Annotated in this window: 13 protein-coding genes; 10 read left to right on the forward strand and 3 right to left on the reverse strand. The window is 70.5% G+C overall.

Annotated features, from left to right (window positions below):
• Nucleotides 1–42 precede the first annotated feature (42 nt).
• Nucleotides 43–699, reverse strand: a complete 657-nt coding sequence (locus EHW97_RS06865; protein WP_243696338.1) for a TIGR03089 family protein — start codon at nucleotides 697–699, stop codon at nucleotides 43–45.
• A 106-nt stretch (nucleotides 700–805) separates the two neighbouring features.
• On the opposite strand from EHW97_RS06865, the gene EHW97_RS06870 reads away from it, so the two are divergent.
• The 3 genes from EHW97_RS06870 to EHW97_RS06880 are packed head-to-tail and all read left to right on the forward strand — an operon-like array spanning nucleotide 806 to nucleotide 5,193.
• The gene (locus tag EHW97_RS06870; RefSeq protein WP_124236428.1) at nucleotides 806–1,057 is read left to right on the forward strand and encodes a WhiB family transcriptional regulator; all 252 of its coding nucleotides are present in this window, start codon (nucleotides 806–808) and stop codon (nucleotides 1,055–1,057) included.
• 42 nt (nucleotides 1,058–1,099) lie between these two features.
• A complete protein-coding gene (locus EHW97_RS06875) occupies nucleotides 1,100–3,859 on the forward strand; it encodes a glycosyltransferase (RefSeq protein WP_124236429.1) in 2,760 nt (919 codons plus the stop codon).
• The gene (locus EHW97_RS06880) at nucleotides 3,859–5,193 is read left to right on the forward strand and encodes a DUF5719 family protein (protein ID WP_124236430.1); all 1,335 of its coding nucleotides are present in this window, start codon (nucleotides 3,859–3,861) and stop codon (nucleotides 5,191–5,193) included. Before EHW97_RS06875 ends, EHW97_RS06880 begins: the two co-directional genes overlap by 1 nt.
• Before the next feature lie 661 nt (nucleotides 5,194–5,854).
• Here EHW97_RS06880 and EHW97_RS15720 read toward each other — a convergent pair.
• Nucleotides 5,855–6,304, reverse strand: coding sequence for a metallopeptidase family protein (locus EHW97_RS15720; protein ID WP_243696329.1), 450 nt, complete (start codon nucleotides 6,302–6,304; stop codon nucleotides 5,855–5,857).
• A 48-nt stretch (nucleotides 6,305–6,352) separates the two neighbouring features.
• On the opposite strand from EHW97_RS15720, the gene EHW97_RS15725 reads away from it, so the two are divergent.
• From EHW97_RS15725 to ettA, 6 genes are read left to right on the forward strand one after another with little or no spacing between them, the layout of a single operon-like run.
• Complete coding sequence (locus EHW97_RS15725) at nucleotides 6,353–6,697, forward strand: DUF3499 domain-containing protein (RefSeq protein WP_243696330.1); 345 nt, start codon at nucleotides 6,353–6,355, stop codon at nucleotides 6,695–6,697.
• Entirely contained in the window at nucleotides 6,694–8,049 is a 1,356-nt protein-coding gene (locus EHW97_RS06890; protein ID WP_243696331.1) for a phosphomannomutase/phosphoglucomutase, read from the forward strand. Before EHW97_RS15725 ends, EHW97_RS06890 begins: the two co-directional genes overlap by 4 nt.
• 53 nt (nucleotides 8,050–8,102) lie before the next feature.
• Nucleotides 8,103–8,297 (forward strand): Trm112 family protein, encoded by a 195-nt coding sequence (locus EHW97_RS06895; protein ID WP_124236432.1) that lies wholly within the window; start codon nucleotides 8,103–8,105, stop codon nucleotides 8,295–8,297.
• Between the two features lie 54 nt (nucleotides 8,298–8,351).
• The gene (locus EHW97_RS06900) at nucleotides 8,352–10,094 is read left to right on the forward strand and encodes a dynamin family protein (protein ID WP_124236433.1); all 1,743 of its coding nucleotides are present in this window, start codon (nucleotides 8,352–8,354) and stop codon (nucleotides 10,092–10,094) included.
• Nucleotides 10,091–11,650: a GTPase gene (locus tag EHW97_RS06905; RefSeq protein ID WP_124236434.1), complete on the forward strand. Its 1,560-nt coding sequence runs from the start codon at nucleotides 10,091–10,093 to the stop codon at nucleotides 11,648–11,650. The genes EHW97_RS06900 and EHW97_RS06905 overlap by 4 nt, the downstream gene beginning before the upstream one ends.
• A 32-nt stretch (nucleotides 11,651–11,682) precedes the next feature.
• On the forward strand, nucleotides 11,683–13,365 hold the full coding sequence (ettA, locus tag EHW97_RS06910) for an energy-dependent translational throttle protein EttA (protein WP_124236435.1): 1,683 nt from the start codon (nucleotides 11,683–11,685) through the stop codon (nucleotides 13,363–13,365).
• A gap of 114 nt (nucleotides 13,366–13,479) precedes the next feature.
• Here the strand turns inward: ettA and EHW97_RS06915 are convergent, their stop codons facing one another.
• Nucleotides 13,480–13,977 (reverse strand): MarR family winged helix-turn-helix transcriptional regulator, encoded by a 498-nt coding sequence (locus EHW97_RS06915; protein ID WP_124236436.1) that lies wholly within the window; start codon nucleotides 13,975–13,977, stop codon nucleotides 13,480–13,482.
• A 101-nt stretch (nucleotides 13,978–14,078) separates the two neighbouring features.
• Here EHW97_RS06915 and EHW97_RS06920 point away from each other — a divergent pair, with 101 nt between their 5' ends.
• Entirely contained in the window at nucleotides 14,079–14,636 is a 558-nt protein-coding gene (locus tag EHW97_RS06920) for a YceI family protein (protein ID WP_124236437.1), read from the forward strand.
• Nucleotides 14,637–14,680 lie beyond the last annotated feature (44 nt).

Below are 14,680 nucleotides of genomic sequence, written 5' to 3' on the forward strand. Positions count from 1 at the left end.
CCAGCGGGGTGCGCGGTCGACGAATGAGGCGCAAATCTGGGTTCAGGCCGGATAAATCGTGGCGTGCTCCTGGTCAGCGAGCCGGTCGAGGTCCGCGTCGGTGGCGTGGGCGGCGATGACGAGAGAGCCGCCGCCCAGGCATGCCGCGACGAGCAGCCGTGCCTCGGCCACGAGATCGAGTCCGGCGACGAGCAACCGGCCGGCGTCCGGCGCGGTGCCGCGCAGCTCGGCGTGCGTGAGTCGCGTCCCCGCGACGTCGAGTGCGAGATCGCCCGGTTCAGGCGGATCGATGGAGAGCAGCACGTCGGGCTGGGGCGGCACGACCGCGGCGATGTCGGTGAAGCCTTCGGGTGCGTCGGCGAAGCGGCCCCCGAGTGGGCGTAGAGAGGCGGCGAGGCGGATCGGCTCGTCGGCCTGGAGTTCAGGTCCGCTGAGGCCCACCTCGGCGTCCTCGTCGGCGACGACGCACCGTGCCGTCCAGGCGGCGACGAGCCACACGGTCCGCAGCCAGTGCGGCGGCAGCCCGAGGCGAAGACGCGTGCCGGGTTCGACCTCCAGCTCCTCGGTGAGGAAGTTCGTGGTCTTGGCGACCCAGTTGGCCAGGGTGATGCCGCTGAGCTCCACACGTTCGCCCGTGTCGAGGTCGTAGAACGTCACGAGCGGCTGGGGAGTGAGAGGGACGAGGTCGGCCAGAGTCATCACGCACCCGACCGTAGCGGTCGCACCTGTGGACGACACGCCGAGGTGATCCACAAATTTGCTTTTCAGCTTGACGTTTGGCAGCGCCACGGCTGTAATTTCATGTATGTCATTCGAAGGTTGGCCGCAGACCAGCGATCCGGAGCTGATGTGGCAAGAGCGTGCTCTGTGCGCTCAGACCGACCCGGAGTCGTTCTTCCCCGAGAAGGGTGGCTCCACCCGCGAAGCCAAGCGCGTCTGCACGACGTGCGAGGTGCGCACCGAATGCCTGGAGTACGCGCTCGCGCACGATGAGCGCTTCGGCATCTGGGGCGGTCTGTCCGAACGCGAACGCCGCAAGCTCAAGAAGCGCGCTTGACCACTCGGGCGCTGCTGCACCTCGTCCACTAGCCTCAAGCGAGTGGACGAGGAGGAGCAGCTGCCCGCATGGCGATCGGCGCCGCCGTCGGTGCTCGCGGTCATCGTGAGCCGCCGCGGTGAACGCTGGTTGCCCCAGACCCTGGCGTCGTTGGCACGCCTCGATCACCTCCCGACCCGCTGGATCGCCGTGGACGTCGAGTCCGACGACGACACGCGGACCCTGCTCAGTGACGCCCTCGGCGCCCAGCACGTCATCTCCTCGGGCTCACCCGACGCCGGTTTCGGCGAAAGCGTGCGTCGTGCCGTCGAAGCCGCGCCGCGCACGGACTGGATCTGGCTGCTCCATGACGACGCGATCGCCGATCCGGGTGCTCTGACCGCCCTGCTGGACGAGGCCACGAGCGCGGACGACATCGCGGTCGTCGGACCCAAGATCCGCGAATGGCCCTCATTGCGGCGCCTCCTCGAGGTCGGCCGGACGATCACCGGCACCGCTGCGCTCGAGACCGGCCTCGAGCCGGGCGAGCCCGACGCCGGTCAGCACGACTGGCCGCGCGACGTCCTCGCCGTCTCCACCGCGGGCATGCTGGTGCGCCGCGACGTGTGGGACGAGCTCGGAGGCCTGGATCCCGCGTTGCCCCTGTTCTTCGACGACATCGACTTCGGCTGGCGCGTCGCCCGAGCCGGCTACCGAACGCGGACCGCACCCGCAGCGGTGCTGTTCCACGCCGAGGCCGCCAGCCGCAGGACGCGTCGGCGCCGTCCGGCCGCCGGCGAGCGCCGCCGCGCTGCCGTCTACACCATGCTCGCGAACGCGACGGGACCGCGGTTCTGGTGGCGGTCGGTGCGCCTGTTCGTCGGCACCATCCTGCGCATGCTCGGGTTCCTCATCGTCAAGGACACCCGCGCCGCGTCCGGTGAACTCGCCGCGCTGCGGGAGGTCTTCGCCAAACCCGGCCTCATGCGCCGCGCGCGGGCGCAGCGCGCGCAGACGGCGCGCGCGTCGAGCCGCGATATCGCGCACCTGTTCCCGTCGGCGTGGCTGCCCTATCAGCACGGCTGGGACGTCCTCGTGGAGAGCATCCGGGCCGCCGTGCGACCCGAGGCCGTGCAGACGCTGGGCCGGCGCTCGTCGACGCTCGACCTGATCGACGAGGAGATCGTCGTCGAGGACGGCGACCCCTGGTGGCGGCGCTACCCCTGGGCGACCACGGTCCTGGTGCTGACCGTCCTCGCGCTGCTCGCCGGACGGGGGCTCTGGACCGGAGCGGTCGCCTCGCCCGTTCTGCCACCGTCTCCGGACTCGGTGACCGACTGGTGGCGTGACCTGTTCACGCGCGCCACCGACGCCACGGGTCTCGGCTCGGCCGGCTGGCCCGCTCCGTATCTGCCGGTGCTCGCCACCGTGGGACTCCTCGTGGCGTTCGCTCCCGGACTGCTCAGCTGGGCCCTCATCGTCTTCGCCGTCCCGCTCGCCGCCCTCACCGCGCACCGGTTCGGACGGACGATCACCGACCGGCGAGCAGCCCGCATCGTCTGGGCTGTCGGGTACGGCCTGCTCACCGCCGCCTCGGGGGCCGTGGCTCAAGGCCGGCTGGGCACGGTGGTCGCGCTCATCCTCGCCCCGGTGCTCGCCAACGCCATCGCGCAGGTCATCGTGCTGCCCTCGTGGACGCGGGCGGCGCAGGTCGGCCTGTGGCTGGCCGTCGTCTCCGCGTTCGCGCCCGCGGCGTTCCTCATCGCCGTCCTGGCGATCGCGGGCCTTCTCGTCGTGGCGCGGCTTCGTCCGCCGCGCGAACTCCTCGTGGGTGTCGCGGCAGCGGCTCTGGTCGCCGGCCCGGCCTGGTGGCGACGCGTCATCGACCCCGCCGACTGGTGGTGGGAGGCCGGTATCTCGCGCGGCGTGAAGGCATCGGTACTGGAGCTCGTGAGCGGTTCCGGCGGCGGCCCCGGCAGCGCACCCTGGGCGCTTGCGGCCGGTGTCCTCGTGCTCGGTCTGCTCGCCCTGGTGCCGCGGGCGACCCGCTTCGAGGTCTCATTGGCGTGGTGGATCGCGTTGAGCGGTCTGCTCGTCGCCGCGATCGGTTCCTTCGTGCCCGCGGTCGCAGGTCCTGCCGGAACCTCGGCGTGGTCCGGCCTCGGGGCGGCGATCTGGCTGGCCGGTCTCGGTACCGCGGCGCTGCTCGCGGTCGGCGAGGTCGCACGCTGGGGTCGCAAGGCCGTCATCGCCGGCATCGTCGTGGCCGTGATCTTCCCGCTCGGCGTCGGTGCCTGGTGGGTCGTGCGCGGCACAGCCGACCCGCTGAGCGGGGCGGTAACGCCCACCATCCCGGCGTATCTCGCCGACCAAGGACGCACGACCCTCGTGATCGACGGGTCGCTCGCCGACGGCGTCACCATCGACGTGGTTCAAGGCGCCGGACCGCACCTGGGCCAGGAGGCGGTCAAGCCTTCGCCGGAACGACGCGATCGCTTCGCTTCGACCGTCACGAGCCTGCTCGCGACGTCGTCGGCCAAGGACGTCGAGGAGCTGTCCCGCTTCGGCATCGACGCGATCTACCTGCCCGACGCCGACGCCTCCATCGCTCAGGGGATCAGCGCCGCGCCGGGCCTTCTGCCCGCCGGAAGCGATCGGCCCGGCTCGCGCGTCTGGACACTCGATGCCGAGGTGGCAGCGGAGGCCCCGGAGGCCGCGGCGTGGCGTCCCTACGCGGTCGGCGGATGGCTTGCCGCCTGGGCGGCGCTCGCCATCGCCGCGGTGCCGGGCCGCCGCAGCCCCGACGAGGAGGAGACCCCCTGATGCCTGCGCTCGCTCCTCGGTTCGGTTTTCCCGTCCTCGCGGCGGTCCTAGTCGTACTCGTCGCCGTGCTGCCGGGCATCTCGGCGCCGCAACCTGAACCCACCCGTGCGGACGTCGACCAGACGTCCTACACCTGCCCGTCGTGGGAGGGGCTCACCGTCACGGCCGGCCAGGTGGCGCCCGGCGACGAGGCCCAGGCAGTGGCGCTGCCCGACGGCGCCGAGGTCCCCGAACTCGCCGACGCCTCGATCTGGCGGAACGCGGCGCCGCGCGGCGAGGCGATCTCGGTGACGCAGACCGGCGAGGGAAGCGGAGCTGTCGGCTTCCTCGCCGGCACCGCGACCGGACGCGGTGAGGGGCTCGCGGTGGCCGCGTGTCCGCGCATCGTCGACGATGCCTGGTTCAACGGCCTCGGTGCCGTCGAAGGGCATGACGCCGAACTCGTCCTGGTCAACCCCGGCGACGACGAAGCGGTCGTCGAGTTGCGCGCCTGGTCCCCGGTGGGTGAGGTCGAGGTGCCCGACGGAGACGCGCTGACCCTCGCTGCGGGGGAGACGCGGCGGCTCGCCGGCTCCGATCTGGCCGCCGGCGAGGCGCTGTTGACCGTCCGGGTCGCCCGCCAGCGCGGCGTGGTTGTGGCGGCGGCCCTGGAGTCGGGATCGGGCCCGGTGCGTGGCAGCGACGTCCAGACCGCTGGCCCGGCCCCCAGTCGCGCGACCGTCATGTCGGGCCTGCCCGCCGGCGTCGAGCGGCGGTTGATCCTCACCAACCCCGGCAACGAGACCGCGAACGTCGAAGTATCGATCGTCAGTGCCGACAGCGGCACCTTCGTGGCCGAGGGACTCGACGACGTCACCGTCGAACCCGGCTCCGTGCGCGAGGTGGGCCTGCCCGGCGAGGCGCCCGCCGGGGCGGCGGTTCAGCTCAGGTCCTCGCAGCCGATCACGGGCATCGTGCGTTCCCAGAGCCCCGACGACGTCGCCGACAGCGGCGGACTGGCGCCGCTGCGGTCCGGGCCCGCCGTGATGCCGGTGGTGGGGGACACGCAGCTCACCGTGGTGGCTCCCGATGCCGACCTGAAGGCGCAGATCGAGGTGTTCGACGCGCAGATGGAGTCGTTGGGAACGCGCGAGCTTCCGGTGTCTCAGGGTTCGAGCGCCTCCCTTGCGATCGGCGAGGTCGCTGAGGGCGGCGCGTACGCCGTGGTTCAGGCCGAGGGCGGCTACGCGGCGGCTCGGTACGTGAACGGACCGGGCATCGCCTCGCTGCCACTCACCGTCGCTCCCGTGGACGCCGTGGCCCCGGCGGTCTCGTGGGGCGGACGCTGGCACTGACACACGCCTGGCGGTCGACCCGCCATAGGTGGTCGAGTAGGGAGGCCGGCCGCGGCCGACAAATGGAGCCGTGGCAATGAGGGCGTAGCCGCCACGGAGCGAGATCACATGACTGAAGTTCGTCGGTGGTCGAGTAGCCGCGAGGAACGAGCGGCGTATCGAGACCACACGACGCGATGCGCTCTATTCCCGCAGCATCGTTTCGCCCACGCGCCACGCCCATCCTTCGCCCAGGGGTAGGGGTTCGGCGTGTGAGGTCGGGCCGTCCGGGAGTGGTTCTCGGTGGTCGAGGTCGCAGTCGGCGGCTCTTGTTGCTTCCATCGCGGCTATGCCCCTTATGCGATGGCTCCATGCCGGGGTATCGGCAGGTGCCGTCACGGAACCGGATCGCGTAGCGGACGGCGGTACTCCGCCAGAGCACGCTCGCGCCGCAACGCGGCCACGAAGCCGACCCGCGCGTCAGAACTGCTCTCGATCATGTCTCCAACCTAGAGAAGGCCACCGGCACTTCCGAGACCTTGTTCACACCCCCGAGTCGGTCTCGATTCGCCCGCTCGTTCCTCGCGCGCTACTCGACCACCTATGCCCGGGTCTGGTGGTCGAGCGACGGAGCGAGACCACGTCGCGCGACGCGGTGTCGCTGGCACTGACACACGCCTGATCAGGGGCGCGGGTCGATGTCCTCAGGGGGAAGTTCCCAGGCTTCGGAGAGCCGCAGCAGCACGATGTCCCACACGTTCTCCTCGAGTTCGGCCCCGGATCGCGAGCGCGTCGTGATGGGGAGCCGGTAGAGCACGAGCCGATGGCCGGGCGCGCTGCCCAAGGGGTGGATGCTGCTGGCCGGCACCTCGTCGGCCCAGCCCTCGGGAAGCAGCGGCGCCTCCTCGACGGCGACCTCCACCGGGGGAGCGCTCCGCGGCCCCCGCTCGATGATCGCTCGCATGACGTCGGCGACGAGGTGGTCGAACGCGGCTCTGCGGCTGCGGTCGGCGCGGATCCGCCGAGGCGAGAGCGGACCGGGAAGCGACATCGGACCCCGGGCACCGCGACCGCGCCGGTCGCGCGAGCGGCCCGGCCGAGGGCCGTGCACGTGGCCCCCGAAGACGTCCATGCGGTGAGCCTATCTCGCGCTGTCGGGCGTGCCGGTTACCCTCGTCGGGTGGGACAGAGACGTTGCACGCGCACAGGGTGCGCGCAGCCGGCCATCGCGACCCTGACCTACGACTACGGCGATTCGGTCGCCGTCCTCGGACCGCTGGCGACGTACGCGGAGCCGCATTCCTACGATCTGTGCACCGAGCACGCGAGCCGGCTGTCGGCACCGCAGGGGTGGCAGGTGCTCCGGCTCGCCACGCAGTCCAGTGAGCCGCCGCCGCCGTCGGTCGACGACCTCGTCGCCCTCGCCGAGGCAGTCCGTGAGGTCGGCCGCCGGCCGGTCGAACCGGACGAGGACACCGCCGAGGGTCGTCCGTCGCTTCGGCTCGTGAGGCCCGATACGCCGTGATCGACGCGCGTCTGTCCGACATCGTCAAGGCCTACGACGTCCGCGGCCTCGCGCCGCAGGACCTCACGCCGCAGGTCGCCCGCGCGCTCGGGGCAGCGTTCGCCGACGAGGTCGGCATCAGCGGCGGCCGGGGTTCGGCGGTCATCGGCCACGACATGCGGTCCACCTCGCCCCTTCTCGTGGCCGCCCTAAGTGAGGGCATCCGTTCCCAGCGAGCCGACGTCGTCGACATCGGACTCGCCTCCACCGATGAGCTCTACGCCGCCTCGGGCCGGCTGGACATGCCCGGCGTCATGGTGACCGCGAGCCACAATCCGGCCGAGTACAACGGTCTCAAGATGTGCCGGGCGGGGGCGCGCCCCATCGGCTTCCACACCGGCCTGTCGGCCATCGCCGAAGCGGCGTCGGTGCGCCTGGACACGCCGCCGGCCGAACCGGTCGGACGGGTCACGGCGCGCGACTTCCTCGAGGAGTACGCCGCGCTCCTGCATCGTCTCGCTCCCGTCAGGGGTCGGCGGCTCACGGTCGTCGTCGATGCCGGCAACGGGATGGCCGGACACACGGTGCCCGCGGTCTTCGCGACGCTCGACGTCGATCTCGTGCCGCTCTACTTCGAGCTCGACGGCACCTTCCCGAACCACGAGGCCAACCCGCTGGACCCCCGCACGCTGGTCGACCTCCAGTCCGCGGTCCGCGAGCACGGGGCCGATCTGGGCCTTGCCTTCGACGGCGATGCGGACCGCTGCTTCGTCATCGACGAGCAGGGCGAGATCGTCTCGCCGTCGGCCATCACGGCATTGATCGCCTCGCGCTACCTGGCCGAGCAGGCGGGCGCCACGGTCCTCTACAACGCCATCTGCTCCAGGGTCGTCCCGGAGGTCGTGGCCGAGCACGGCGGTACCGCCGTCCGCACCCCGGTGGGACATTCGCTCATCAAGGCCGAGATGGCGCGCACTGGGGCGGTGTTCGGCGGCGAGCACTCCGGTCACTTCTACTTCCGCGACTTCTACCTCGCCGACTCGGGCATGCTCGCCGCGCTGCACGTCCTCGGTGCGTTGGCCGAGACCGACGTCCCCGCCTCGCGCCTGATCGGGGCGCTCGAGCGGTACGCCGCGTCCGGCGAGATCAACAGCACGGTCGATGACCAAGCTGCGGTGCTCGACCTCCTGCGTCGCGAGTATGCGTCGTTCGAGCTCGACGAACTCGACGGCCTGACGGTCACCGCCGACACCTGGTGGTTCAACGTGCGGGCGTCCAACACCGAGCCGCTCCTGCGGCTCAACGTGGAGGCCGACGACCGTCCCACGATGGAGCGCGTCCGCGACGAGGTCCTCGCCCGGATCCGAGAATGACGCGGCCCGGGGGAGTCCCACACGAGGACGGGCTCACGGCCTAGGCTGGAGACATGAACCTCGACCCCGCGCTCTTGGAGATCCTCGTCTGCCCGCAGTGTCGTTCGGCGCTGTTCGTAGACGCCGATGCGGGCGAGCTCATCTGCAATGCCTGTGCCCTGGCATACCCGGTCCGCGACGACATTCCGGTGATGCTCGTGGACGAGGCACGTCCGCTCGGCGACGCGGCTGCGACCACCCCCGCGTGAGGCCGGCTCGGATAGTCTTGACACGTAGTTACCGATCAGTGCGCAGGAGTTGAGGTGGCCAGCAGCGACCCCGGGGTTCAGGAACTGCTGACCGCGACGCAGGACCTTCTCGCCGCGGTCCGTACTGCGCCGCTGCGCCTGCAGACGCCGCGTCTGGAGCATGCGCGGGCGATCCAGCGCGAGGTCACCGACCAACTGTCGGACTTCGTCATCCCGCGGCTCACTCAGCTCGACGCGCCGATGCTCGTGGTCGTCGGCGGGTCGACCGGCGCCGGCAAGTCGACGCTGGTCAACTCGATCGTCGGCCGGCACGTCAGCGACACCGGCGTGCTGCGCCCCACCACCCGCACTCCCGTGCTCGTTCATCATCCCGACGACGCCGCCTGGTTCGCCTCGAACCGCGTGCTGCCGGACCTCAAACGCACCGGGGAGAACCCCCACGAGGTGTATGCGCTGCGTCAGGTCAGCAGCCCCACCATCCCGGCCGGGCTGGCGATCCTGGACGCCCCCGACATCGACTCGATCGACGTCGGCAACCGCGAGCTCGCTGAGCAGTTGCTGGCTGCGGCGGATCTCTGGTTGTTCGTCACCTCCGCGGCCCGTTACGCCGACCACGTCCCGTGGGACTACCTGCGTCGCGCGGCCGAGCGCAGCGCCTCGGTCGCGGTCGTCCTCGACCGCACACCCGCCGACGCCGTCGAGGACGTGCGGCGGCACCTGGCTCGCATGATGACGGCCCGGGGGCTCTCCGACTCGCCGCTGTTCACGGTGCGCGAGTCCTCCGTCAACCGCCGCGGCATGCTGCCGTTCGACGAGGTCGGGCAGATCGTGCTCTGGTTGCAGGAGCTGGCGGCGGACGTCGTCGGACGGCGCACGATCGTCGCCGCGACGCTGCACGGCGCGATCCGCCACGACGTCTTCCGTTCGCGCGACCTCGCCGACGAGATCGAGGAGCAGGCGGAGGCGGCCGAGGCGCTCGTCCACGACGTCGACACCATCTACCGACGTGCCGTCGAGGAAGTGGCCAGCGCCGCCACGGACGGCACCGTGCTGCGCGGCGAGGTCCTCGCCCGCTGGCAGGCCTTCGTCGGCACCGGCGAGGTGCTGCGCCGGCTCGAGCAGACCGTCGGCTCCTGGCGCGACCGCGTCGCCGCCCGAGCGGTCCGTCAAGTCGATCCCCAGACGGTCGGCTCCGCCATCGGCCAGGGACTTCATCTGTTGCTCGTGGAACAGGCCGAGCGTGCGGCGGAGGAAACCGCCCGTGCCTGGGAGTCCGAGCCCGCCGGGCGCGCGCTCCTCGACGAGCATCGCGGGCTCGACCGCGCCTCCCGCGAGTTAGCGGCGCGCGCCGAGCGACTCGCCCGGGAGTGGCAGGAGTTCGTGCAGGGGTTGGTGGCCGAGGAGGGCGAGGGCAAGAAGGCGCGCGCCACGGCCGTGTCCACCGGGGTGAACGCCACGGGCATCGCCCTCATGGTCGCGGTGTTCGCCGGGACCGGAGGCATCACCGGAGCCGAGGTCGGCATCGCCGGCGGAACCGCCGTGGTCGCCCAGAAGCTCTTGCAGGCCGTGTTCGGCGATCAGGCCGTCCGCGACCTCGCCGACCGCGCCGCCGCGGACCTCAGCGCGCGGTTCGAGGCCCTGTTCGCAGAGGAAGCCGATCGATTCCGTCGCCTCGTGCCCGAGCCCAAGTCCGTGCGCGCCGCGCAACGCGACCTGCGTAAGGTGGCCAACCGAGCCGACGTCGTGCGGCTCGCAACCGACATCCGACGACCCACGATCCAGCAGGAGGGCGTGTGACGAGCCCCTTGGACGACCGGCTCGCTGCGCTCGAAGCGGCCGTGGCCTCGGCCGAAGGCCGGCTGCGCGATGACCACCTCGAGGGTGCCCGCACGGCCCTCTCGCGCGCCTCGGTGCGGCTGCGCAAGTCGGCTGCGCACACGATCGTCGCGCTCGGCGGCGCCACCGGCTCAGGCAAGTCGTCGCTGTTCAACGCGTTGAGCGGCATCGACCTCGCGGGCGTGGGCGTCAAGCGCCCCACCACGTCCTGGACGCTCGCGTGCACATGGGGACCCGACGACGCCTCCGAGCTGCTGGGCTGGATCGGCATCCCGCCGCGCCATCAGCTCACCCGCCAGGGGCCGCTGGACGACACCGAGGGCACCGACTCCTCGCTCGACGGTCTGGTGCTGCTCGACATGCCCGACCACGACTCGGTGGTCGAGGCGCACCAGCTCGAGGTCGACCGCGTGGTGGAGTTCGCCGACCTGTTCGTGTGGGTGCTCGATCCGCAGAAGTACGCGGACGCCGCCATCCACGAGCGGTACCTGCAACCACTGTCGCAGCACCGCGAGACGACGATCGTGGTGATGAACCAGATCGACCGGTTGGCGACGGAGGCGGATCGCCAGACCGCGCTCACCGACCTGCGCCGCATCCTCGACCGCGAGGGCCTGACCGGCGTGCCGATCATCGCCACATCGGCGCGCTCCGGGCGCGGGTTGGACGACCTGCGCGCGGAGATCTCACGCCGGACCGTCGCCAAGGACGCCGCGGTCACGCGCCTGACCGCCGAAGTGCGCACCGCCGCACGGGAGCTGGCAGAGATCGGCGGGACCTCTGAACCTCGCGGACTCACATCCGAGGATCGTGAGCAGCTGATCACGGCCCTCGAAGCCGGCACGGGGTCGGCGCAGATCGCGCAGTCGGTCGAATTCGCCACGGCCACCGCCGGCACGGCCGCCACCGACTGGCCGCCGTTCGGACTCATCGCCCGGGGACGCCGCCGTCGAGCCGACCAGGAGCTCGACTCCACACCGTCGCGTACTGCCGTCGAACACGCCCGCGCCGAGCTGGCCATCCGCGAGGCCGCCGAGTCCGCGATCGAGGGGACCGCACCGGCGTGGCGGGCCTCGATGCTCCGCGCGGCCGGCGGCAGTGGCGCGGTGGCCAACCGCGTCGATGCCGAGGTGCGCGCGATCGACCTCCGCGATCAGGGCTCCCCCGCGTGGTGGAGCGTGGTCGGCGTGTTGCAGTGGGTGCTCTTCGCAGCCATGCTCCTGGGCGTCGGGTGGTTGCTGCTCGCGGCCGTCGGGGTCGTGGGGGCGGGTCCGTCGTTGCTCGGTGTGCCCGCGGCTCTGTGGCTCGCGGCGCTCGGCGGGATCGGCGGCGTGGCGCTCACCTGGATGGCGCGGGCACTCGTCCGTGCCGCCGCACGCCGCCGTGCCGAGGACGTGGTCCAGCGCATCCGCGAGACGGTGGGCCGGGTCGTCGACGACGAGATCCTCGGCCGCATCGAGCGCGAGCTGCGCGCCTACGACACCTTCCGCAGCTCGGTGCGCGACGCCGCTGCGTGATCGTCGTGTGTGGTCGATAGGCTGGAACGACCATGGCTGACTACATCTTCACTCTGCGCAACGTCCGCAAGGCCCATGGCGACAAGGTCGTCCTGGACAACGTGACGTTGTCGTTCCTGCACGGTGCCAAGATCGGCGTCGTCGGTCCCAACGGCACCGGCAAGTCGTCGCTGTTCAAGCTCATGGCCGGTCTCGACCAGCCCAACAACGGCGACCTCATCAAGGATCCCGAGGCCAGCGTCGGCATTCTGCTGCAGGAGCCCCCGCTGTCGGAGGGCAAGACGGTGCTGGAGAACGTCGAGGAAGCCGTGGCCGGCATCAAGGCCAAGCTCGATCGGTTCAACCAGATCAGCGAGGAACTCGCGAGCCCGGACGCCGACTACGACGCGCTGCTCGCCGAGATGGGCGATCTGCAGACCGACCTGGACCATGCGAACGCCTGGGACCTCGACTCGCGGTTGCAGCAGGCGATGGACGCGTTGCGCTGCCCGCCGCCGGACGAGTTGGTCGACCACCTCTCAGGCGGTGAGCGCCGACGCGTGGCGCTCTGCAAGCTGCTGCTGGAGCAGCCCGACATGCTGCTGCTCGACGAGCCCACCAACCACCTGGACGCCGAGTCCGTGCACTGGCTCGAGGGGCACCTCAAGAGCTACCCGGGCGCCGTCCTGGCGATCACCCACGACCGGTACTTCCTCGACAACGTCGCCGAGTGGATTCTCGAGCTCGACCGCGGCAAGACCCACCCGTACGAGGGCAACTACTCCACGTACCTGGAGACCAAGAAGCAGCGCCTCCAGATCGAGGGCAAGAAGGACGCCAAGCGCGCGCGGATCCTCGAGAAGGAACTGGAGTGGGTGCGCTCCAACCCGAAGGCCCGCCAGGCCAAGAACCAGGCGCGTCTCAAGCGGTACGAGGAACTGGCCGCCGAGGCCGAGCGCGCCCGCAAGCTCGACTTCGAGGAGATCAACATCCCCGCCGGTCCTCGGCTCGGCGATGTCGTGCTCAACGCGACCGATCTGCACAAGTCCTTCGGCGACCGCGAACTGTTCGGCGGCCTGACCTTCTCGCTCCCGCGCGCCGGCATCGTCGGCGTGGTGGGTCCGAACGGTGTCGGCAAGTCGACGCTGTTCCGGATGATCGTCGGCCAGGAGCAGCCCGACTCGGGGTCGCTCGAGGTCGGACAGACCGTCAAGATCTCCTACGTCGACCAGAGCCGCGGCGGCATCGACCCCAACAAGAACGTGTGGGAGGTCGTGTCCGACGGCCTCGACCACATCAAGGTCGGCAACTTCGAGGTTCCGAGCCGGGCGTATGTCGCGTCGTTCGGTTTCAAGGGCCCGGACCAGCAGAAGCGCGCCGGCGTGCTCTCCGGCGGTGAGCGCAACCGTCTGAACCTCGCGCTCACGCTGAAGATGGGCGGCAACCTGCTGCTGCTCGACGAGCCCACCAACGACCTCGACGTCGAGACACTGCAGTCGCTCGAGGACGCGCTGCTGGAGTTCCCCGGCTGCGCCGTCGTCGTGAGCCACGACCGCTGGTTCCTCGACCGCGTCGCCACGCACATCCTGGCGTGGGAAGGCACGGACGAGAAGCCCGACAACTGGTTCTGGTTCGAGGGCAACTTCGCCGACTACGAGAAGAACAAGGTCGCCCGTCTCGGCGAGGAGGCTGCACGTCCTCACGCCGTCACGCACCGCCGTCTGACCCGCGACTGACGTCCGGCTGGCGGTTTACCAGGTGACGTAGATTTCTTGTCACTTCTCCGGGTGAACTCACAGGGAGAAGTGAAGAAAACCCACATCACCTGGTAATCCGCGCCCCGGCTGGGGTCAGAAGGAGCGGCCGCCGAGCTGCTCGGTGATGCGGTTCATGATGCGGCCGAGCGCTTCGAACTCCGCGGCGCTGGCGTTGGCGACGAGATAGTCGTGCACGCCGCGCACATGCGTGTGGGCGGCCTCCGCGAGGACGGCGAACCCGTGGTCGGTGAGCACCGCCGTCACCCCGCGACCGTCCGTGCTGCACTGCCCCCGCGTCACCATCCGTGCCTTCTCGAGCCGCGCGATCGTGTGCGTGATGCGGCTGCGTGAGTGCGCGACCTGCGCGGCGAGCTCGGCCATGCGGATCGAGCGGTCCGGAGCTTCGGAGAGCCGGACGAGGATCTCGTACTCCGACATGGACAGACCGTGCGCCTGCCGCAGATCGCGGTCGAGCTGGTCCATGAGCACTGTCGAGCCGCCCAGAAACGCACGCCAGACGTGCTGCTGCTCGGTCGAGAGCCAGGGCGTGTCATTGACTTCGGCGAGCTCGAGGGACGGTCGATCGTTCATGTGAGCCAGTTTACGCGTTCGGGGACTTGATTGAAAGTTCAACCATCGGCTAGAGTGATCAATGTCAGCGCGATGCGACACAGACTTTTCGAGGAGACACCATGACGAACGTGACTGCCGGCACCTGGAAGCTGGACCCGACGCACACCGAGATCGGGTTCCAGGTCCGCCACATCATGAGCAAGGTTCGCGGCAAGTTCGAGACCTTCGACGGCACCATCGTGACCCGTCCGAACGTGACCGACTCGAGCGTCGAGGTCTCGGTCGACCTCAGCTCGATCAACACCGGTACGGCCGACCGCGACGCTCACCTGCGTTCGGCGGACTTCTTCGACGTCGAGTCCCACCCGTCGATGACCTTCACCAGCACCGGCGTGCGCCAGGAGAGCGACGACGAGTTCGTCGTGACCGGCGACCTCACGATCCGCGGCGTCACCAAGCCCATCGAGCTCGAGGTCGAGTTCCTCGGCGAGGGCGGCGACCCGTGGGGCGGCACCCGCGTGGGCGTGGAGGCCAAGGGTGAGATCAGCCGCAAGGAGTTCGGCATCGACTTCAACATCCCCCTCGAGGGCGACAAGGTCATGATCGGCGACAAGATCAAGCTGCAGATCGTGGCCGAGGCTGTCCTGCAGACCGAGGACGCCAACGCGAACGCCTGACGTTCCCCCAGATCCGAAAGCCCCCGCCATTCCCCCGAGGCGGG

The organism is Aeromicrobium camelliae, assembly GCF_003850045.1.
In the GTDB taxonomy this organism is placed as follows: domain Bacteria; phylum Actinomycetota; class Actinomycetes; order Propionibacteriales; family Nocardioidaceae; genus Aeromicrobium; species Aeromicrobium camelliae.